The sequence below is a fragment of the Faecalibaculum rodentium genome (assembly GCF_001564455.1).
In the GTDB taxonomy this organism is placed as follows: domain Bacteria; phylum Bacillota_I; class Bacilli_A; order Erysipelotrichales; family Erysipelotrichaceae; genus Faecalibaculum; species Faecalibaculum rodentium.
Map to the genome: position 1 here is coordinate 1,620,455 of NZ_CP011391.1, position 21,904 is coordinate 1,642,358.

At 54.7% G+C, this 21,904-nt stretch carries 17 protein-coding genes and 2 tRNA genes; 9 read left to right on the forward strand and 10 right to left on the reverse strand.

Annotated features, from left to right (window positions below):
* Nucleotides 1–3: 3 nt before the first annotated feature.
* Nucleotides 4–1,686 carry a potassium-transporting ATPase subunit KdpA gene (locus aalo17_RS08060; RefSeq protein WP_067557980.1) on the reverse strand — a complete coding sequence of 561 codons (1,683 nt, stop codon included), beginning with the start codon at nt 1,684–1,686 and terminating at the stop codon, nt 4–6.
* 283 nt (nt 1,687–1,969) lie between these two features.
* Between aalo17_RS08060 and aalo17_RS08065 the strand changes: the two genes are divergently transcribed.
* Both aalo17_RS08065 and aalo17_RS08070 read left to right on the forward strand, forming a co-directional pair.
* Nucleotides 1,970–2,233: a rhodanese-like domain-containing protein gene (locus tag aalo17_RS08065; RefSeq protein ID WP_067557983.1), complete on the forward strand. Its 264-nt coding sequence runs from the start codon at nt 1,970–1,972 to the stop codon at nt 2,231–2,233.
* A 250-nt stretch (nt 2,234–2,483) separates the two neighbouring features.
* Nucleotides 2,484–2,996 carry an NAD(P)H-dependent oxidoreductase gene (locus tag aalo17_RS08070; RefSeq protein WP_257721859.1) on the forward strand — a complete coding sequence of 171 codons (513 nt, stop codon included), beginning with the start codon at nt 2,484–2,486 and terminating at the stop codon, nt 2,994–2,996.
* A 184-nt stretch (nt 2,997–3,180) separates the two neighbouring features.
* Here aalo17_RS08070 and aalo17_RS13130 read toward each other — a convergent pair whose 3' ends face one another.
* The 4 genes from aalo17_RS13130 to aalo17_RS08090 all read right to left on the reverse strand — a co-directional run bounded on the left by aalo17_RS13130 (nt 3,181) and on the right by aalo17_RS08090 (nt 4,978).
* A complete protein-coding gene (locus tag aalo17_RS13130; RefSeq protein WP_250636976.1) occupies nt 3,181–3,849 on the reverse strand; it encodes a cation diffusion facilitator family transporter in 669 nt (222 codons plus the stop codon).
* A complete protein-coding gene (locus aalo17_RS13135; RefSeq protein WP_158507764.1) occupies nt 3,741–4,247 on the reverse strand; it encodes a cation diffusion facilitator family transporter in 507 nt (168 codons plus the stop codon). Before aalo17_RS13135 ends, aalo17_RS13130 begins: the two co-directional genes overlap by 109 nt.
* Nucleotides 4,248–4,784: 537 nt before the next feature.
* Nucleotides 4,785–4,869 (reverse strand) — tRNA-Leu (locus tag aalo17_RS08085).
* A gap of 23 nt (nt 4,870–4,892) precedes the next feature.
* Nucleotides 4,893–4,978, reverse strand: a tRNA-Leu gene (locus aalo17_RS08090).
* Nucleotides 4,979–5,187: 209 nt separating this feature from the next.
* Here aalo17_RS08090 and aalo17_RS08095 point away from each other — a divergent pair.
* Nucleotides 5,188–6,012, forward strand: a complete 825-nt coding sequence (locus aalo17_RS08095; protein WP_067557995.1) for a Cof-type HAD-IIB family hydrolase — start codon at nt 5,188–5,190, stop codon at nt 6,010–6,012.
* 90 nt (nt 6,013–6,102) lie between these two features.
* On the opposite strand, the gene rlmD is transcribed toward aalo17_RS08095, so the two are convergent.
* On the reverse strand, nt 6,103–7,395 hold the full coding sequence (gene rlmD, locus aalo17_RS08100) for a 23S rRNA (uracil(1939)-C(5))-methyltransferase RlmD (protein WP_158507765.1): 1,293 nt from the start codon (nt 7,393–7,395) through the stop codon (nt 6,103–6,105).
* Between the two features lie 112 nt (nt 7,396–7,507).
* Here rlmD and aalo17_RS08105 point away from each other — a divergent pair, with 112 nt between their 5' ends.
* From aalo17_RS08105 to aalo17_RS08130, 6 genes are all read left to right on the forward strand, one after another.
* A complete protein-coding gene (locus tag aalo17_RS08105; protein ID WP_067558003.1) occupies nt 7,508–7,990 on the forward strand; it encodes a MarR family winged helix-turn-helix transcriptional regulator in 483 nt (160 codons plus the stop codon).
* Nucleotides 7,984–9,723, forward strand: coding sequence for an ABC transporter ATP-binding protein (locus aalo17_RS08110; protein WP_067558006.1), 1,740 nt, complete (start codon nt 7,984–7,986; stop codon nt 9,721–9,723). The genes aalo17_RS08105 and aalo17_RS08110 overlap by 7 nt, the downstream gene beginning before the upstream one ends.
* Nucleotides 9,713–11,575 (forward strand): ABC transporter ATP-binding protein, encoded by a 1,863-nt coding sequence (locus aalo17_RS08115; protein WP_067558009.1) that lies wholly within the window; start codon nt 9,713–9,715, stop codon nt 11,573–11,575. Before aalo17_RS08110 ends, aalo17_RS08115 begins: the two co-directional genes overlap by 11 nt.
* A gap of 359 nt (nt 11,576–11,934) precedes the next feature.
* Nucleotides 11,935–13,269, forward strand: coding sequence for a dienelactone hydrolase family protein (locus aalo17_RS08120; protein WP_067558011.1), 1,335 nt, complete (start codon nt 11,935–11,937; stop codon nt 13,267–13,269).
* A 629-nt stretch (nt 13,270–13,898) separates the two neighbouring features.
* Entirely contained in the window at nt 13,899–14,600 is a 702-nt protein-coding gene (locus tag aalo17_RS08125; protein ID WP_067558014.1) for a response regulator transcription factor, read from the forward strand.
* Complete coding sequence (locus aalo17_RS08130; protein ID WP_067558017.1) at nt 14,597–16,759, forward strand: sensor histidine kinase; 2,163 nt, start codon at nt 14,597–14,599, stop codon at nt 16,757–16,759. Before aalo17_RS08125 ends, aalo17_RS08130 begins: the two co-directional genes overlap by 4 nt.
* A 477-nt stretch (nt 16,760–17,236) precedes the next feature.
* Here aalo17_RS08130 and aalo17_RS08140 read toward each other — a convergent pair whose 3' ends face one another.
* The 4 genes from aalo17_RS08140 to aalo17_RS08155 all read right to left on the reverse strand — a co-directional run bounded on the left by aalo17_RS08140 (nt 17,237) and on the right by aalo17_RS08155 (nt 21,771).
* Complete coding sequence (locus aalo17_RS08140) at nt 17,237–17,455, reverse strand: hypothetical protein (RefSeq protein ID WP_067558022.1); 219 nt, start codon at nt 17,453–17,455, stop codon at nt 17,237–17,239.
* A gap of 218 nt (nt 17,456–17,673) precedes the next feature.
* Nucleotides 17,674–20,271, reverse strand: coding sequence for a cation-translocating P-type ATPase (locus aalo17_RS08145; protein WP_067558025.1), 2,598 nt, complete (start codon nt 20,269–20,271; stop codon nt 17,674–17,676).
* Between the two features lie 346 nt (nt 20,272–20,617).
* Nucleotides 20,618–21,280, reverse strand: a complete 663-nt coding sequence (locus tag aalo17_RS08150) for a Type 1 glutamine amidotransferase-like domain-containing protein (protein WP_067558028.1) — start codon at nt 21,278–21,280, stop codon at nt 20,618–20,620.
* The gene (locus tag aalo17_RS08155) at nt 21,277–21,771 is read right to left on the reverse strand and encodes a GNAT family N-acetyltransferase (RefSeq protein WP_203225813.1); all 495 of its coding nucleotides are present in this window, start codon (nt 21,769–21,771) and stop codon (nt 21,277–21,279) included. The genes aalo17_RS08150 and aalo17_RS08155 overlap by 4 nt, the downstream gene beginning before the upstream one ends.
* Nucleotides 21,772–21,904: the final 133 nt, after the last annotated feature.

Genomic DNA, 21,904 nt, shown 5'->3' on the forward strand with positions numbered 1-21,904 from the left:
TTCTCACATACCTCCCAACAGTTCAGCCACAGGTCCCAGGGCCAGGGCCGGGAAAAAGCTCAGGGCTCCCACCAGCAGGACCACCAGGACCAGCAGGAACACAAACATCGCATTGTCGGTTTTCAGCATCCCCGCATTGTCCGCCACCGGCTGTTTCATGCCCAGAGATCCCGCCATCTGCAGCACGGCCATCATCGGCACGAATCTGGCTGCCAACATGAGCAGACCGCCGAGTCCGTTGACCAGCCATCCCGTAGTGTCATAGCCTGCCATGGCGCTGCCGTTGTTGGCGCCCATGGAGGAGAATGCGTAGAGGATCTGCGTGAATCCGTGGGCGCCGGGATCCAGGCCGGGCATGGGGTGCAGCGAGGCAATGGCCGAACCGGCGAGAATGCAAACCGGGGTCGCCAGACACAGAATCACCGCCCGTTTCATTTCGTATGGCTCGATTTTCTTGTGGAGGAACTCCGGGGTGCGGCCGACCATGAGACCGGCAATGAACACGGTCAGGATCACGAAGGCGAGCATTCCGTAGAGGCCGCTGCCCACGCCCCCAAACACCACTTCCCCGACCTGCATGAGCACCAGGCACACCAGGGCAGAGAGGCTGTTCATGCTGTTGAGGGCGGAGTTCACCGATCCGCTGGAAGCGGCGGTGGTGCTCACGGACCAAAGGGCACTCTGGGCCACGCCGATCCGGGCTTCCTTTCCTTCCATGTTCATTTGCTGCAGTTCAGGGACCATGGCAGCGGCCAGTGCCAGGACAAAGAGCACAGCCATGGCCGAAAAGAGGGCGATCCCCTGCCTGCGGTTTTTCACCATGAAGCCGAAGGAGAAGCACAGGGCCATGGGGATCAGCAGGATCAGTACGTTTTCCAGGACATTGGTCAGCGCGGTGGGGTTCTCAAAGGGATTCGCGGAATTGCCCTGGGTGATCCCCCCGCCGTTGGTGCCGGCCTGTTTGATGGCGATCTGCGAGGCGGCCAGTCCTGTCGGAATGCGCTGTTCTGTGATCACCACGGCATCGGGCACCGGTTCGTCATTCACATATACCGTCCCGTTTTCGATGACTGCCTCTTCCAGGATCGTTCCATCGGCCGTCGCAGCCACAGGTTCGGTCAGGGCGACATACTGCTCGCTGCCGGGATTCATGGGCACCCCCTGCCAGGAGAGGATCACACCGGAGACCAGGCTCACGGGAATGAGGATGAAGAGAATGGCACCGGTCATGTCCTGCCAGAAGTTTCCCAGCGCGGCGGACTGCCGGCCCGTCAGGCCCCGGATCAGGGCGAAGAGCACACAGATGCCCACAGCCGCGGACACAAAGTTCTGGACCGTGATTCCGAAGGTTTCCGTCACCCAGCCCAGGGACAGCATAGGGTCATAGGACTGCCAGTTGGTGTTGGTGACAAAGGAACAGGCAGTGTTGAACGCCATGACGGGATCCATCCCGTCCACGAGCAGCATGACGAGCAGCAGGATCAGGGAAGCTGCCGAGAGGGTGAGCACCGCCGCGAGATACTGCTTCCAGTTCATCTCCCGGCCGGATATGTGCAGCCGGTCCAGGAGGAAGGCTTCGGTTTTGTTCACAAATGCGACGTCGTGGTTCATGACTTTTTTGCACCACAGGCCGAAGGGAACGGCCAGGGTCACTGTCAAAACCAGCGTCAGAATGGTAAGTGACATATTCACGTCTCCTTTTCACAGAGACGGTTATACCGAAAATGGTGTGAAAAAGTTGTTAAAGAACGAAGGGTGGTCGTTAAGATTTTGAAAAAGCCGATGCAGTCCGGTTCATGTAAGGGCTGCCAGAAAATGAAATACCGGTGCAGGAGGATGCCGATGATGGCTGACAGGGACAGAAAGAGAAAAAGCCTGCGGGCTGGCACAGGCAAAGGAAAGGTCTGGACTCCATGGCAGGTTTTATCATGAAGGAAAGGGATCTGCGAAGATCCGGGGAGACGACAGGATGAAGAAAATCAACGAAACACGGGATGACAGCCGGCCGCTGGTGGATGTGCGGACGAAAGAGGAATACGACCAGGGGCACCTGCCGGGGGCTGTGAATGTCCCGCTGGATACAATGGACCACGCTGACATTGCGGATGGATCCGATTTGTACTGCCGGTCCGGTCACCGTTCAGAGATCGCCCGGTCGATTCTGGAAGGCCGCGGCATCAGGACTGAAAATATTGGCGGTATAAAGGATTACGAGGGTCCGATCGAGAAGTGAGAGGTTGACAGACAGAGTGCAGAGGCAGCGAAAAGAAGCAGAAAGCAGAATTTCCTGCTTTTCTGCATGCAGCATACCGGCAGAAAAAATCTGCTGCCGGTTTTTGGCCGATATTGAGGCATCGGATCAGCGTCATCCCCAGTCATCGTATTCCATGTTCTCAAAGACAGACAGGAGGTACCCGGCATGATCAGCCCGCCGGTTTGCCACCTGAAACCCGGAAAAGGAGTACCACACGAAAAATATTCTGATTATTTACGGAGATCCGTATCAGGAGAGCCCCATTGCAAACAAAGCCATTCTGGAAAAACTGAGGGCAAGTCTGCCGGAAGCGCAGCTGGATGACTTGTTTTCCCTGTATCCCGACTTCCAGATCGATGTGGCAGCCGAGCAGGAGAAACTGAAACAGGCCGACCTGGTGATCCTCCAGGATCCCGTCTACTGGTACAATGTGCCGTCTCTCACCCACCGCTGGTTTGAAGAAGTTTTACGCTATGGCTGGGCTTACGGAGAAGGCGGCATGGCACTTGCAGGTAAAAAGGCCATCATCGGCCTGACGGCTGGTGGAGATGCAGCTTCCTATGGAACCGGCCCGGAATCCGTGATTTCGGCAGCCGAAGTCATCAAACCCCTCGAACTGGTCTTAGGCTACTGCCACATGGATGTCCTGGGCACTGTATTCACCACATCCATGCCAGGGCATGACCCGGAAAAGTATGAAGAGCACGCCCAAAAAATGCTGGATCTGGCGGCAAAGGCCTGACTGTCAAGTTCCGGTCCGACTGAAGGAACGGTTATCAGAGTATATGACAAAACAAAAAAGCTGCGTCCGGAAAAGAGAGTTCTTCTTTCTCCAGATGCAGCTTTTTCCTTTGGCTGAATGACCGGCAGCAGATTCCCTGCTTATCCGGCTTCTCCTGGCTCTGCAGTCTGCACAAGACCTCGTGTCAGTCACTGACATCGGCATCCAGCGTAATCTGCACATCATGATCGGGATATGCTTTGCGGCACTCTTCCAGGATCTCGCTGTATTCCTCCTGGCGGTTTTTCACGTTGAAATCAATGATCAGGTCAAACCGGATCTGCGGGTAGTCGGCATAGAATCCGTGCATCTGCAGGATATGCAGATAATGCCCGAGAATGCTCCGGATCTTCTCCTCGATTTTCCGGCTCTCAGGATCCTTTGTGTTTTTCGCATAAATTCCCACAGCGCTCAGGATGACATGTTCTTTTTTCCAGACAGCGTGTTCGATCCGTCTGCTTGTTTCGTCGATCTGGTCCGCTGTCCAGGTATCGGGGACTTCGATATGCACTGAAGCCACTTTCTTATCCGGGCCGTAATCGTTGAAAAACAGATCGCAGGCCCCGGTTACTCCCGGCATCTTCATGATTTCATCCTTCACGTTCTTGGCGACCGAAGGATCTGTCCGCGCGCCAATGATTTTCGACAGTGCTTCCCTCGTAATGTCAATACCGGACTTGATGATGAAGACTGCGATGACCAGACTCACCCAGGCCTCCATGGAGATCCCCACAAACCGGTACAGCAATGCACAGGCCAGGACAGCACAGGACATGACCGAGTCATTGAGGCCATCCTTTCCCGAAGCCTCCAGAGATCCGGAACCAGCCTTTTTCTCCTGGGAAATGGTGTACAGTCACGGCCGATTTTACTCACGACAGCCAGCAGCAGGATCCAGAGGGAAAGGCTGCTGTAGGAAGGTACGCCGCCCCGGAGAAGTTTCTGCACAGACTCCGACAAAGAGGAAATGCCGGCATAGAGGATGATCATGGCAATCACGAAAGTGGACAGGTATTCCGTCCGCCCGAATCCGTAGGGATGCTGTTTGTCGGGCTCGCGTTCCGCCAGTTTCGTTGAAATCAGGGTGATGACCGAAGAACCGGCATCTGTCAGGTTGTTTACGCCATCAAAACTGACAGCGAGAGAACCTGTGATCTGCCCGATCACAACTTTGACAGCCGCCAGCAGGGCGTTGACTGCAATACCGACCATGCTCGTTGTGGTTATGATTGCCGTCCGGCTGTGACCTGCCCGGGATTTGTTTTTGACCGTCTTATCGAATCCTTCCTTTCTGTTTGGATTATCCGCAGCTGCCTGGCAGATCAGACAGCTGTTTTCTGTACTGCTCCAGAACAAGAGTAAAGTAAGGAAGCAAAAGACCATGCGCTATTTGCCTGGATATGACAGTGATTTCCAAAACCGCTCTCCAGGTCCTGGACGCAGTTCCAGGGTTCGGCCATACCCTGGGCAGAACAACGATTCAGCTTTCCGGGAAGGACAGTCCGCTGCTCTCCTTTTTTGTCTGAGGGAAGGGTGTGCGGTCAATGCAGATCGATCCCTCTGCAGATGAACATATCGGCACCTGCTGAAATCCTGAGCCGCCATAGTCGCTCAGATTCTGAATCGCATAACAGCCCGGAACTGCCATTCATCGACTCGCCTGTTTTGAATGCGATTTCCTATCAGCTTTTTCTGCCATGCTCAGTGAAAAAACACCCGACAGGATATCCTGTCGGGTTTGTTCTCAAATGGTGGGGTCGATGCGACTCGAACGCACACGAGTTGCCTCACTACCGCCTGAAGATAGCGTGTCTGCCAATTCCACCACGACCCCATATATGAAATGAAAAGAAAAACTGGTGAGGCCGATGCGACTCGAACGCACACGAGCCAAGCTCACTACCCCCTCAAAGTAGCGTGTCTACCGGTTCCACCACGGCCTCAGGTTTTCAATCGTTCCGGTCCGGAACATTAGTTATGTTACCAGAGTCCCCCCACCGGTGTCAAAATAATTCTGCAAATTTGAACCTGCATTCGCATCATCGGCACCTGAGGGACTTCAGACCGCAAGCTTCATTCCAATCGCCCGGACTTTTCCCCGCGAAAAACGGGAACCCGATACAATAAAAAGGAAAGTACTGGAGGGAATCCCATGAAACCACAATACAGACTGATCACCTGCGACCTGGATGAAACGCTGCTGAACACAGAGAAAAAAGTGCCGGCAGCCAATGTCGAAGCCATTGCCGCAGCCCGCAAAGAAGGCGTCAAGTTCGTCTGCACCACCGGACGCGGCTTTCCGTCCATTCAGGGGACGCTGCAGGAAATCGGAACCGTTGACCAGCCGGAAGAATACACCATTTCCTTCAACGGCGGTGTCATTACCGAGAACAGGGACAACCGCATCCTGCATATGGAACCCATGGACTTTGACCTGGCGAAAGAGATCTTCCGCCGCGGGATCGCTTACGATGTCTGTGCCCATGTCTACACCCCGGATACGGTCTGGGTGTACCACATCAATCCTGGAGAAATCGGATTCCTGCAGGGTCGTATGGAGTTCCGGGAATTTACCGATACAAGCCTGGACTTTCTGGAAGGCCAGACCATCATCAAGGTCCTGTTCGAAAACACAGACTACAGCTACCTGAAGTCCATGGAGGACATGTTCCATGACATCCGGAACCTGGTGGATATCTCGTATTCGTCCAACCGGTATCTGGAATTCAACAAAAAGGGTGTGAACAAAGGCGCTGCCCTGCTGCGGCTGGCAGAACTGCTGGAAATCCCGCAGTCCGAAACCATAGCCATTGGCGACAACTTCAACGACCTGTCCATGATCCGGACAGCCGGTTTAGGGGTCGGAGTGGCTAATACGCATCCGGATATGAATGAACTCTGCGATGTAATCCTTTCCAGGACAAACGACGAAGGAGCCGTGGCGGAAGCCATCGAGCGGTTTGTGCTGCGCTCGTAAAACCGGGATTCGGGCCTTTGTTTCTGGGGCCGTCTCCCGTCCAGCATCGGCCTTCGCACGGAAAAGGAAGCCCGCCGGCTTCCTCTATTTTCATTCCTTTTCCAGCAGACACACCGCTTCCACATTCGGGGTCTGCGGGAACATATCTACCGGCTGCACCCACCTGGCCTTCCAGCCCTTATGCGCAAACCGTTCCAGGTCCCGCTTCAGTGTGTTGGGATTGCAGCTGACATAGACGATTCGCCGGGGATCGATCCGGGCGATATCCTCGACTCCCTGCTCACTCAGTCCTTTCCGGGGCGGATCCACGATCAGCACATCCGCCTGGTCCTGAAACTGACGGGCGAATTCCGTGGCATCCTGACACACAAACTGTGCATTGTTGATGCCGTTGAGCCGTGCATTCTCCCGGGCATTTTCCACTGCCTCCGGTACGATCTCCACACCCGTCACCTGCGCTCCCCGCCTGGCTGCGAGCAGTCCCAGCGTGCCGGTGCCGGAATACATATCGATCACGCTGTCCCCGGGATGAATGTCCGCCGCTTCCATGGCGGTGTTGTACAGGACTTCCATCATCTCTGGATTCACCTGGAAAAAGCTTTTGAAGTTCAGCCGGATCCGGATACCCAGGCAGTCCTCTTCGATGCTTTCCAATCCATGCAGGATAACGGATTCATCTCCCAGGATCACGTTGTCCTGCCGGTCATTGTGGTTGAACACCACACTGACCAGATCCGGAAATACACTGACCAGTTTCGCGGTCAGATCTTCAAAATGGTTTTCCTCTCCGATGAACACCACCTGGCTCTGACCGGTTTTCCGGCTGCGGCGCAGAAAAATGTGCCGGAGCCCTTTTGCCAGCCGGGAAGTCAGCTCTTTCCTAATATACTGGTACAGTTCATTCAGCCGTTCATCCTGTATCAGACACGTATCCGTATCCACGATGGTGTGGGAATTCGGGCGGTAAAACCCGGTGATGACCTCCCCTTCGCCTGTGACCTGCACAGGAAACTGTGCCTTGTTGCGGTAGTTGTACGGATCTTTCATGCCCAGTGTATCCCTGACCTCGATTCCAGGAAATTTACGGCGCATCCAGTCTGTTTTCCAGGCCAGCTGACTTTGATACTCCAGGTCCTGCAGGGCACAGCCGCCGCATTTGCCGAACTCCGGACACAGAGCCTGTGTCCTTTCCGGACTGTCGCTCAGGCGTTCCATGACCCTGCCGATGGCAAAACTCTTTTTCGCCAGGATCACCCGGATCCTGGCTTTTTCCTGTGGCAGCAGCCCCGGCACAAACACCACTTCGCCATTGTGCCGCAGCACACCATATCCCTGGTCAGAGAGATCTGTGCACTCTCCGGTGAATTCTTCGTTTCGTTTCATGGCCTCATTATAGATTTCCGGCATCACGATTGACAACTTGCACGGCTGCGTCTAAACTCATAGCGTACTATTTAATAGCCGGCTATGTTTCTGGCTGTGAAAGGAGGATACCGTGTGCGAAAGTGACATTGCCCTGCCCCATCCCGAGGAACTGGGCTACTATGTCCGCCGCATCGACGGACAGTTCGCAAAACACCGTCGTCTTGAACTCAAACAGTACGACCTGACTTCTTCTCAGTTTGACGTGCTGTTCTGGATCATGAAACGACAGCAGCGGGAGAACCTGGATACCATCCAGAAAGACATCGAACGCTACTTCCATATCTCCAATCCGTCGGTTTCCGGCATCATTTCCCGTCTGGAACAGAAGGGATTTGTGGAACGGGTGCGCAGCGACAAAGACCGCCGCATCTGTCATATCCAGCCCACAGAAAAAGCCAGGGCGATGCAGAAAACGCTCTGGAAAGCCCACAGGGACATGGAAGAGCGCATCCGCTCTGAATACGGTCCGGGTCCCTATGAGCAGCTCATGAAGGAACTCAACCGGCTGCTGACACTGCTGACTGAAATTGTAAAGGAGGAAAGCGCATGCTGAAAGTGCTTCTGGCGCAAGTGAAGGAATACAAGGCTGATTCCATCAAGACGCCCATTCTTGTCATGGGTGAGGTGGTGTTTGATGTCCTGATTCCATTTCTCATGGCACTGCTCGTGGATGAAGGAATCAACAAAGGCGACATGCACGCCATCCTGCTCTATGCAGGTCTGATGCTGGCTTCCGCCATCATTGCCCTGATCCTGGGAGGACTTTCAGGAAAATACGCAGCCATTGCATCCTGCGGATTTGCGAAAAACGTCCGGGATGCGGAGTTCCGGAACATTCAGAACTTCGCCTTTGAAGACATCGACAAGTTCTCCACCGGTGGCCTGATCACCCGCATGATGACAGATGTGAACAACCTGCAGATGGCCTACCAGATGATCATCCGTGTAGCCGTCCGCACCCCCTTCATGATGCTGGCCAGTCTGTTCATGATCTTCTCCGCCTCCAGCCGTCTGGGCTGGTGGATCGTGGCGATTCTGATTGTACTGGCTATCCTGATTTTCGGGATGATGAAGCTCGTTCACCCGATTTTCATGAAGATGTTCAAAAAATACGACAAGCTGAATGAATTCGTGCAGGAAAACACAACGGGTATCCGGGCGGTGAAGTCCTTTGTCCGGGAAGGATTCCAGACGGCTCACTTTGACGAAGCCAGTCAGGATATCTACAAAGTCAACAAACGGGCAGAAAAGATACTGGTTCTCAACCAGCCTGTGATGATGCTGGCGGTGTATTCCTCTATTCTCCTTGTCTGCTGGGTGGGAGCTCAGCAGGTTGTGGACGGTTCCATGCAGGTTGGCTCCCTGATGTCGCTGTTCACCTACATCATGACACTGCTCATGTCTCTGATGATGTTCTCCATGGTATTCATCCAGATCATCATGTCCATGGCCAGCGCCCGCCGGGTGGTGGAAGTCATCACTCAGGTCTCCAGCCTGCAGTCTCCGGCTGATGGCGTGAAGGAAGTCAGAAACGGCGAAATCGTATTCGACCACGTCCGGTTCAACTATGCGGAAAACCCCGATGATCCCTATATCCTGGATGATGTGAACGTCACGATTCCCTCCGGTTCATCCTTTGGAATCCTCGGCGCCACCGGTTCCGGAAAAACCTCCTTCGTGCAGCTGATTCCCCGGCTGTATGACGTGACCAGCGGAGAGGTCCGTGTGGGCGGTCTCAATGTAAAGGACTATGATCTGAAATGCCTGCGGGACAAAGTGGCCATGGTGCTGCAGAAAAACGTCCTGTTTTCCGGTTCCATCATCGACAACATGCGCTGGGGCGCCGAAGATGCCACGCTTGATGAGATCCGGGAGGCCTGTCACCTGGCTCAGGCGGATGAATTCATTGAAAAGATGCCGGATAAATACAACACCTACATTGAACAGGGAGGCACCAATGTCTCCGGCGGTCAGCGTCAGCGTCTGACAATTGCCCGGGCGCTGCTGAAAAAGCCGAAAATCCTGATTCTGGATGATTCCACCAGCGCAGTGGACACCAGAACCGATCAGCTGATCCGCGAGGCGTTCCAGACAAAGATCCCGGATACCACAAGGATCATCATCTCCCAGCGTGTGAGCTCCATTCAGGACTCCGACCTGATCATGGTCCTCAACGAAGGAAAAGTCGAAGCGACAGGCACCCATGAAGAACTGCTGAAGACCTGTCCGATTTACCAGCAGACGTACGAACAGCAGCAGAAAGGAGGAGACTTCGATGAACAATAACCAGAACAAAGACGGTCTGAAGCGGGTATTTTCGCTGATCTGGAAAAACTACAAGCTTCAGGTCGTGATCATTGTTTTCCTCATTCTGTTCTCGGCACTTGCCAACGTGCTTGGTTCCACGTTCCTGCAGACGCTGATCGATCAGTACATCACACCTCTGTCAGGCCAGAGCAACCCGGATTTCAGCGGACTGCTCAAGGCCATTGCCGGAATGGCAGGGATTTACCTGGCGGGTATTCTGTCCACCTGGATCTGGAACCGGCTGATGGTCAACATTTCCCTGGGTACTCTCAACGATGTCCGTGAAGGGCTGTTCCGGCATATGGAAACACTGCCGGTTTCCTACTTCGATACCCACGCCCACGGGGACATCATGTCGATTTACACCAATGACACTGATACCCTGCGGCAGCTGATTTCCCAGTCTGCTCCCCAGGTGCTCTCCAGCGGCGCGCAGATCGTGTTTGTGCTGGTGTCCATGTTTGTCATGAACTGGCAGCTGGCGCTGGTGACGGTGATCATGGGCGGTGTCATGCTCTATGCCAGCCGCTTCATCTCCTCCCGCTCCGGCCGGTTTTTCCGGGAACAGCAGAAACAGCTGGGTGCAGTGAACGGATTCATCGAGGAAATGATGGAGGGCCAGCGGGTGATCAAGGTCTTCACACACGAAGAGAAGTCCATCCAGGATTTCGAAGCAGTCAATGACAAACTGTGTGATGCCAGTACCAATGCCAATAAATTTGCCAACATCCTCATGCCCATCTGCATGAACATCGGCTACATCTCCTATGTCCTGACCGCTCTGACAGGCGCTATCTTCGCCCTGAACGGCATGTTCGGAATAACACTGGGTACCATTGCGGCCTTCCTGCAGCTGAACCGTTCCTTCAACAACCCCATCGTGCAGATCTCGCAGCAGGTCAATGCCGTGGTCATGGCCGGTGCCGGTGCCCAGCGGATTTTCGCCCTCATGGACACACCTTCGGAAACCGACAACGGTGTGGTCACGCTGGTCCGTGCAAAGAAGGAGAACGGACAGTGGGTGGAAACACAGGAATATACCGGTCACTGGTGCTGGAAGCATCCCCGTCCCAATGGCAAAACCGAACTGGTGGAACTCAAAGGCGATGTCCGGTTCGATGATGTGAACTTCGGCTACACCAAGAAAAAGCAGATCCTGCATGATATTTCTCTGTTTGCCAAACCGGGACAGAAAATCGCTTTCGTCGGTGCCACCGGTGCCGGCAAGACCACGATCACGAACCTGATCAACCGCTTCTACGACATTCAAAGCGGCATGATCACCTATGACGGCATTGACATCAAGCTGATCAAAAAAGATGATCTGCGTCACTCCCTGGGCATTGTGCTGCAGGACACAAACCTGTTCTCCGGCACGATCATGGACAACATCCGGTTTGGCAAGCTGGATGCCACGGATGAGGAATGCATTGCCGCGGCCAGACTGGCCAGGGCAGATGATTTCATCCGCCACCTGGAGCACGGGTATGACACGGTCATTGAAGGATCCGGCGAATCCCTTTCACAGGGACAGCGTCAGCTGATTGCCATTGCCCGGGCTGCCGTGGCCAATCCCCCGGTGCTGATTCTGGATGAAGCCACGTCTTCCATTGACACTCGCACTGAGCGGCTGGTGCAGGAAGGCATGGACCGGCTGATGCATGGCAGGACAACATTTGTCATTGCCCACCGGCTGAGCACGATCATGAACTCGGATGCGATCATGGTCCTGGACAATGGGCGGATCATTGAACGCGGTGATCACGATGATCTGATCAGACAGAAGGGTACGTATTATCAGCTGTATACTGGTGCCTTCGAACTGGAATAGACTGGGTTCCTGCCGATGCAGATGCAAAACCTGCCAGGCTTTGCATCTGGAGGCGTGGGCCCGAAGCCGATATCACCCGCAAAACAAAAAAACGCCTGTAGGATGCCCGGTCAGCAGTGACCAGGCAGGCCTTCGGGCTTTTTTTATAAGCAGATCGGGTGGACCGCAGGGAAAGCGGCATCTGTGCATTCTCCTTTTCCATGGCTGTCTATATACAGATGTAACATAACTTATATTTGTTAGATTCCGGCTTATTTTGTATTCTTTATCCGCTTCTCTGTAATCTGTAAGCGTTTAACTGGATTTATCAACCTGCCCATTGTACTCTGGTAACAGTTACAGAAAAGGAGAGTTCGACTATGAAATCACGATCCCGATTCTTTCTGCAGACCGCTGCCGGTCTGCTTGCTCTTTCTCTGGCTGCCTGCACCGCAGCTCCTGCCGCTTCCGAAGAAAAACCAGCCGAAGCATCGGGTACCTATGCCTACCACATCGGCGGTTATGACTGGGGCGGACGTGTGGATGAGGTCACATTGACTCTGGATGCTCCCGTTGACAGTGTGTCCAAAGACACGTTCCAGGTGAAAGAAACTGTGGAAACCGACGATGAGAAGACTAAAGAGAATGACCTGACTGTCACTGAGGCATACCTGACAGATGACAAAGGCGAGAAAACAGACAAGGCATCCAAATACGTCACCCTGAAGCTTAAACCCGAACTGGACCGCGGCAACCCGCTGTATTTTTCGGGAAAAACCGGCTACAACACCTGGGCAGATCCCTATACCCTGACTTTCACGGTAGCCGAAGGACAGAAGCTGGAATCTGAAGGCAACCCGCTGACCAGTGTAACGATCGACGAAAAAACCACCGGCAAGACAACCGCGGTGGATGAATACAAGGAAGCCGAGTTCAAAGCCAGCGACGGCATCACCTATGACTACGGTCTGTATGAACCCGCTGACAAAGCCAAAACGCTGTTTGTCTGGCTGCATGGGCAGGGTGAAGGCGGATCCTACACGACAAAGGATGCGACGGATCTGAAAGTCTGCGAACTGGCCGGTGATGCCTCGTTCTTCCTGGGGGCTGATTTCCAGGAAGCCACAGGCGGTGCCAATGTGCTGGTTCCCATGTGTCCGACATACTGGATGGATCCGGATGGCACGAAGGAAATCGGTGCAGAATGCCTGGACTACGGCTACCGGGAATCCGCCTACACAAAATCGCTGGTGGAGCTGATTGACAAAGTAAAGAAGGAAACCGGCAGCGAGAAGGTCGTCATTGCGGGATACTCCAACGGCGGCTACATGGCGATGAACCTGGCGATGGAAGAAGCCGGGGCCTATGACGCCTATGTACCGATTGCCGAAGCGATGAAGAATGAATACATTACCGATGAAGACATCAAAACCATGAAGGATCTCCCGATGTACTTCATCTTTGCGTCCAGTGACCCGACGGTGGATCCGGACACGTATGAGCGGCCGACGATCCAGCGGCTTCTGGATGCGGGTGCAAAGGATGTGACGGTGTACAACCCGGACAAGGTGCTGGACAAGAACGGCATCAAGGATGAAAACGGGGATCCTGTGGAATACAATGGTCACTTTTCCTGGTTCGACTTTGTGCACAACCAGGCCCATGACGAAGGAAAACAGACAGTCTTTGACTGGATCGGCGAAAAAGTAAAATGATTCCGCTGGCAGACTGGCAGCCGGAAGGCTGGCGATCTGACCCAGGAACAGGTATGACAGAAACCAGACCTGAAAGAGACTGGCAGCCAGATCCATAGATTTGCAGGAAGGTTCCTGAACAGAAAGACCTGGTATCTGCATACCGCCAGAACATGCGATTGAGCTCCATCAGGCTGCACAGTCTTAGACAAAAGCTCCCTAAGAAATGGAACCACCGGAACGGAATGTTCCGTCGGGGCATGCGGATGATTATACAAAATCTCTCTGTCCGCAGCTGTGTTGTGCAGAAGCGGAAGCAGCCGGAAGCTGCGCTTTTCTCCCCACCCCCCAACACCAGTGCCCCGGTCTCAATCGACAGTCCTGTCTGGACTGTCAGATTCAGACCGGGGCACTTTTTGGTTTCCGACCGACTGGATGGGCAGCCATCGGCGGCCTCATCAGCTGGTCGCATCTTCTCTCTTTCTTAAGAATTCCCGCACGGTTTCTTTCATTTTCGACAGATACAATGCACTCATGAAAGGGGCATTGTATCATGATGATGTTTTATATACAGACAGCACTGATTTTCGCCGGCGTCCTCTGGACCGCTGCCGGCCTGCTGCTGCACCATATCGAGGAGGAAGAAGTGCATGAATCACGAAATCCTGGTTGTTGAAGACGACGAAGGCATCCGCGAAGCCATCGCCATATATCTCTCTCATGCCGGCTTTCACGTCATCCAGGCCGAAAACGGTCTTAAGGGACTGGAAGCCTTCCGGACCCGCAAACCCGCTCTGGCCGTGGTGGACATCATGATGCCGGAAATGGACGGATTCACCATGGTCTCCCGCATCCGCGAAACCTCGGACATTCCCGTCCTGTTTCTCTCCGCCAAAAGCGAAGACGTGGACAAGCTCCATGGATTCACCATCGGCGCGGACGACTATCTCACCAAACCCTTTTCTTCCGTCGAACTCGTGGCCAGGGTCAAGGCAAGACTTCGCCGCTACGAACAGATCCTGGAACTGAAAAGCGGTGAAGAGGCCCCCACGGTTCTCACCAATGGCGGGCTGGAACTGGATCCGGCGACGAAGGAAGTGTTTGTCAACGGGGACCCGGTACATCTGACACCCAAGGAATTCTCGATTCTGGAGCTCCTCATGCGACACCCGGGACAGGTATTTTCCGCCCAGCAGATCTATGAACGAATCTGGAAGGAAGAGGCCATCACCACGGAAACCATTACGGTGCACATCCGGAAACTCCGGGAAAAAATCGAGGCGGAACCCCGGCATCCGCAGTACATCCAGGTGGTCTGGGGTGTGGGCTATAAGATCAGGAAAGACACATGACCAGAACAAGACAGTTTCTGCTGACCATGATCGCGGTGATTTCGCTCACTGCGGCTCTGGGCATCACATGGGCCCTCAGTTCCCTGCGTTCCTACAATACGCTGTATGATGAGACGGCAGGAACAAGCCACATCATGGAATCCCTTGAGGACTTCACGCTCCAGGCGGCTTACAGGCTGGAGCCCGATTTCACGTATGTGAGCGGTTCGGACCTCAAGGAATCGGACATCAAGCAGATCCAGAACACGATGCTGGACAACACGGCCTATGGCTATGATGTCCTGTCCCGGGATCCCAATTTCCATTATTCTGTCACCAGCAAAGATGCCTCCCTGCAGTCCCTGGAGAAACCGGATGCCCAGGATGAAGACTCCTACACCGTGACATTCCAGTTCAAGGACGGCAAACTCAAGGGCTCCGGTTCCCTGCTGGGTTACGGATTTGCACCCCAGGAATCCCGGTCCCTCCGCAGTTCGCTGGAGGGCAGCTCCCTGGCGGTCTACAACGACCAGACCGGAGAATTCATCGAACGGTCCTACGAAATCCCGTCGGATCTCACATTCCACTTTCCGGAAGACCTGACATTTACCTACTCCATCCCGAAGGAACCGGCCATGTCGCCCCAGGGCAGCGGCTATCTCTACAACCTGCTGGTGGATGAAAGTCTGGCAGCATCTGTCACGCTCTCGATCCTGGTCCTGGCCCTTGGGCTGCAGTTCCTGCTGCTGCTTCACGTGTCCCTGAAGGTGGAGGAAACCACGGCTCCCTGGTCCTTCGTGGCCCGGAACAGTCTGGAAACCAATGCCCTGCTCCTGGGGATCCTCTCGGTCATTGCGGGAATTTCCGCCATGCTGCTCGCAAAACTTGCCCTGCATGGTGATCTCATGACCCTGGCAGTTGCGGGCGGTGCCAAAACGGGGGTTGTGTTCTCCCGCCTCGTCCTGTTCACGGCGTATACGCTGATCCTGCTGTTTTTCAGCGTTCCGCTGTTCTGGATCCGGCAGATCTTCGCCACCGGCGTCGGAAGCTATGTCCAGGGAAAATCCCGGATTCTGGAGAGTTTCCGCAAAGGCACCGTGAATCTCGCGCAGGACATTCTCACCCGCCGGATGAGCATTCCGCTGATCCTCAATATCCTCTGCCTGCTCCTGATCATTCTGACAGGCAGCCCCGGCCTGGCAGTGCTCTACGGCATTCTTCTGACTGCTGCACTGACGATCCTGGCCTTCACGGTACAAAATGGCTGGAAGACAGTGACGGGTGAAGCCGACCGGCTGGCCAATGGCGATTTCAAGAGCGAGCCTGAGGGAGACCCGACGCTCTTCAGGCCCATTTACGACCGTCTGCTTGCTGTACGGCGCAGCTTCCAGCAGGCACTGCAGGAAGGCATTGAGAGCACCAACATGCGAAACGAACTGATTTCCAATGTCTCTCACGACCTGAAAACCCCCCTGACGGGACTCCGGTCCTACTCCGAGCTCCTGGAAATCACCGACGATCCTGAACAGATGCGGAAATATGCAGGGAAAATCAGTCAGTATACCAGCCGGCTGAATTCCCTCGTAACGGATCTCTTTGATGTCTCCAAAGCCAATGCAGGCAGCCTGCACCTGGATCCCGTGCATCTGGCTCTCGACCAGCTGATCTATCAGGCACTGGAAGAAGCCGAGACCAACTGGCGGACCAAAGACCTGCAGGCTGTCATCTCCCTGCGGGAAGCTCAGGTGCTCCTGGATCCCGATAAAACGATGCGGATCTTCGAGAACCTGTTCTCGAATGTATCCAAGTACGCCCTGAAAGGCACCCGGGTCTTTGTCACCCTCCGGGAAACACCCACGAGCTATGTGGTGAACATCAAGAACACATCCGCTGCACCGCTGAACTTCACCGCCGAGGAAATCACCGAGCGCTTTGTCCGCGGTGACAAGTCGCGGCACGAAGTGGGGTCCGGGCTGGGGCTGGCCATTGTCAAGTCCTTCGCCGAAGTGCAGCACGGCCGGTTCCGTATCGAAATCGACGGCGATCTCTTCCGCGCCATTGTGGTACTCCCCAAACCGGAGGACCTGCCGCCTGTGCCGGATACGCAGGATGTCGATGACAACAGCATTGGACCGCTGGAATCCGCCGACCCTGCCGATGAAGAAAAAGAACCGCAGTGATGCGGTTTTTTTGAACGATGAAATGACAGGTGAGCTGTGCCAAACAGGAATCCCCGCTGTATGAATCTGTGGCAGAGAGCCACAGACTATTGGCCTGGGCCACTCTGGTCGAATCTGTTATGTTCGCAGTTTTTGCCTATCTCCCTGAATTCTGGATGACAGAAGATTTTCTCTGGAGCAACTCTGTCCGGATCGTGGAAATCCACCGCACCGTGAATATCAAACCATACGATGGAGTCAATCATCCTGCCATCCATCAAAGGACAGTGAATGCACGTATCCTGTTTTTTTTCATGTTGTTCCTCCACGACGTTTTATGAGTTTTGAGCTGAGTCCAGGCTTTCCACGAAATCCTGAGCTTCTTTGTCATGATTGTCAATGGTGATACGGCCGACGTGCCAGTTCTTTGCGGTTCACATACGAAGAAGTAAAAAGCCAGCCTGATTTATACATGGCTGGCCTTTTTTATGAGTCAGGTTACTTCACAAACAGATCTGCAAGGCTGTCCGGCATCGGGTTCTCCCTGTCGAACACATCATTGTAGTGCACAATCTCAGGCGGCTTCTTCCCCGCCTTCAGATCCTGCAGCACCTGTTCCTTCCAGTCCATATGCTGTCCGTTGTCCAGGTCCATGAACGTCTTCGTGAAATAGTCACCATACTCTTCGTTCATGGCCTTCAGTTCATCTTTTGTCATGTACTCACCTCATTCAAATATATCGCGGAAACAGTTCCTCTGAAGCAGCCACCACAGCCACTGAAACAGCCAGCCCGCGGCGGCTGTTTCAGACGCTGTGTTGTTTGCATGGTGCCTTTCATCCATATACCCGGCTCATCAGAACCACAGGCACTCATCCTGCCCATTCCACTTAACTCCTGCTGCAGCGTCTGAGACTCCCGGCTCTGCCGGCAGTCTCAGTGGCTGCGGCTGCTGATCACCTTGAACAGCTGCACAGCCGCGAAACTTGCCAGCGAGAACAGGACCACCAGACCTGCCTGCAGAATGCTCATCGGCGTGACATCGAAGATCGGCTGCATCGCCGGGATGTTCAGGATTGCCGCCAGCAGGATCGCACCGGTTATGAATGCATACACACTGTACTTGTTGAACGGCAGCTCCCAGATGGGCTTGCTGCCCCGCTGCGAGAATCCATGCAGCAGCCGCGAAAGCGTCAGCGTGGAGAAGGCCATGGTCGTGGCCATTCCGGCACTGGTCTTCAGGCCGATCAGATAGCTTGCCATGACCGCCAGAAAAATCAGGATGCCTTCCACGCCAATCTGCATAATGGCATTTTTGTTCAGGATCGACTCCGTGGAACGCCTCGGTTTCTGATTGATCACATCCGGGTGGTCCGGCTCCATTCCAATGGCAATCGCCGGGAGGGAATCCGTCACCAGGTTGATGAACAGCAGCTGCACCGCCGTGAAGGGATCCGGCAGAAACGCAAGGCTTGTCACCACCACCGTAATGATGGCCGACAGGTTGCCCGACAGCAGGTAAATGATGGCATTCTTGATGTTGTTGTAGACATTGCGGCCCGATTCTATGGCTTTTACGATTGTCGCAAAGTTGTCATCCGTCAAAATCATCTTCGCGGCATCCTTTGAGACCTCGGTCCCCGTGATTCCCATGGCAATGCCGATATCTGCCGCTTTCAGCGCCGGTGCATCATTTACGCCATCACCTGTCATCGCCACGATATCGCCTTTTTCCTGCCACGCCTTGACGATCCGGATCTTGTGCTCCGGTGCCACACGCGCATAGACAGAAATCCTGTCCAGCTTATCCGCCAGTTCCCCATCCGACATGTGGGCCAGGTCGTTGCCTTCGACCGCCATGTCGCCGTCCTGGTAGATGCCGATTTTCTTCGCGATGGCCCGCGCCGTCACGACGTGGTCCCCGGTGATCATCACCGGCTTGATTCCGGCTTTTCTCGCAGTGTGAACCGCTGCGGCGGATTCTTCACGCGGCGGATCCTGTTCTGCCACCAGACCCACAAAGCAGAGGTCCTGTTCATCCGCCAGACCGATCCGGTGGTCTGCTTCCTCAGGCAGGTCCTTGTATGCAAACCCCAGGACCCGCAGTCCCTGTGAGGCATACTGCTCGTTCTGCGTCAGGACCAGATCCCGGTCCGCATCGGTGATCGGGCGCTTTTCTTTTCCCATCAGCACCGACGTGCAGCGCTTGAGCAGCTCATCCGGTGCCCCTTTTGTATAGATGTGGTGGTGGCTGGAGACGGACATCAGCTTCCGCTCGGAATCAAACGGCACTTCCTCGACGCGCTCGGCTTTGATCACAAAATCCGGGTGTGCTTTCTGGTACTGGTTGAACATGTCGATCAGCGCGATCTCCGTCGGGTCGCCAATGGACGAACCATCGGCATTCACCACGGCATTGGTATTCAGCTTCGCGGCCTTCAGCAGGATCTGCTGGGGGTAGCTGGCGCGGGCATCCATGAGTTCCACGGTGTAGGGCGTCATGTCGGTGAAGACCTCCATGACTGTCATCTTGTTCTGCGTCAGGGTACCGGTCTTGTCGGAACAGATCACCGAAATGCAGCCCAGGCTCTCCACCGCATCGAGTTTCTTCATGATGGCGTGATTCTTCACCATCTTCTGCGTCGCAATGGACAGCACGATCGTCACGATGGAGTTCAGGGCTTCGGGGATCGCCGCCACGGCCAGGGCCACGGCCACCATCAGCGCTTGCAGGAATGGCTCATGGTTCACAAAGACATGCAGGATCAGGAGCAGCACACAGAGCAGGCCGATGTAGATCGTAAGTTTCTTCGAGAAATCCTCCAGGCTTTTCTGCAGCGGTGTCTTGCGGGCCTGGGCTTCGCTGATCATCCCGGCGATCCGGCCGATCTGCGTATCCATCCCCACGGCCGTGCAGATGTATTTTCCCGTGCCATTGGTCACAAGACCCGAGGAGAACACCATATCGGTCTGGTCGTTGATCTGCACTTCTTTGTCAATGGGGGCAGTGGTTTTTTCCACCGGCACCGGTTCACCCGTCAGGGCGGATTCATTCACCTGCAGAGACGCAGCTTCAAACAGACGGCCGTCGCCTTCGATGACATCCCCTGCCTCGACATACACGATGTCGCCGACCGTGAGCTGGCTGGATTCGATTTCCGTCAGCCGGCCATCGCGGATCACCTTGACATGAGGACTCGACAGACTCTTGAGGCTTTCGAGAGACTTCTGGGCCTGGACTTCCTGGACGGTGCCCAGGATCGCGTTCAGGGTGATCACCACAAGTATGACCAGCGTGGAAATCAGTTCGCCGGAGAAAGCGGAAATGATTGCGGCGATGATCAGGACAATGACCAGCAGGTCTTTGAACTGCCCGAAAAAGATCATCAGGGGACTCGCGGGTTTTTCCTGCACGAGTTCATTCAGTCCATAGGTTTCCTGGTTCTGGACCACCTGTGCCGGTGTGAGTCCCTTGGGACTGCTGTGCAGTTCCTGGAACACAGTCTGGGTGTCTTGCTGATAGTAAGGTTTCATGTTTGCTCCCTTCAAAAAAAGGACAGGACCCGATGGGCCTGATTGTCCCATGAGTCTTGTCCTTGAAGTCCAGCCAGTACAGATCTGTACGGGGTTGTTGACTGAACTGCCTGCATGCGAAGCCCACAGGCGACTACTCCCTCATTTGTGAGTATTGTAACATTTATCCTGGGAAAAACCACGAATCGTGACCCGGGTTTTGTCCGGACATCCCTCTTCCCCGATGCCGATGACTGCGCCAGGTGCACGGTTGCAGACAGTCACGCCCTTTGTGGCAGCCATCGTTCACTCTGTCTGCAACCGAAAAACCACCGGTGCTGCGGCTGTCAGTCCGGTGGCCTGTTGCTCATGATTCTGTTCTGTTTGCCGAATGTCTTTCCACCCGTCCCATGGCCGTCACAATGCCATCTGTCACCAGCAGGCCGCCGTCTTCATACAGTGCCCAGGTCTCCAGGCCCTTTTCCTCCAGGGCCCTTTCCAGGTGTTCCCGCTGGTGTCGGTTGCCGGTGAAGTGGCACTCCAGGTCGAAGAAAAGCAGCCCCAGCCCGGTCTGCCAGGCAAAATCGGCATAATCGTCGTCAGGCGTGATGTGGTAGTCCTGCAGCTGGATCATGGCCCCTGCACTGATGCCGAACAGCAGGTTTTTTTCACGGATGGCTTTCTTCAGGCCAAACCTGCGGATCCGTTTCATGAACAGATCCGGAGCGCCGCCCGGCAATACCAGCAGGTCAGCTTCCTCAATTGCCTGCAACATCTCAGTGCGGCTGTCCCGGAATGGGCTGATCCAGGTGATGTCCCTGATGCCGTAGGACTGCAGCGGCTTCTCGTACGCTGCATGCCAGGTTCCGCCAGGCCCATAGTCCTTTTCCCAGTCTGCCTGGTCCTTCACATTGTCGAAATCCGACATGGCCAGGATGCAGGCTTTCATGCCGGGCTTGAGCACCTTCTGCAGATGCCGCCTGGCCCAGGGCTGTGCAATGTCTCCGGTATTGGTCAGAATGCTGGTCATTGCGTGTCCTTCCTGAGGCGTTTCGTGAAAAAAACATCACAGGATATATGACCGGTGCTTCCCATGGGCTGGTCTGTCTGTTCGAACCCGTGTTTTCTGTAGAAGCTCTGTGCCCTGGTCATGTTGCCGAAGGTTTCCAGGTAGTACAGGGCATAGTGGTCTGCGGCGTGCTGCAGCACGGTTTCCACCAGACGGCGGGCAATGCCTGTTCCCCGGGCTTCGGGCAGTGTGTACATTTTCTGCAGCTCGCAGACATCCTTCTCTCCTGGCAGGGGTCCAAATCCCGCACCGCCCAGGATCCGGCCAGATTCGTCTTCCGCCACCCAGTAGCGCATTTCGGGTTCTCCATAGATCTCGGAAAACCGGCCAAGGTCCGGGTCACACCAGGCCGTGCCTTGCCGGTCGCCGCCATATTCCTTCAGACAGGACCGGATGATGGCCTCCACAGCCGCATTGTCCTGTTCTTTAATTTCCCGTATGGTCACAGTCATATCAAAGCACCTTCCTTTTCCGGATATTGTATCAGTCATTGCCGGACGCGGGAATGAAATCCAGATTTCCTGAATCAGGATTGAATCCCTTTAAAAACCTTGTTCCTCAAGAATGCAGGCAGAATTGCTGAAC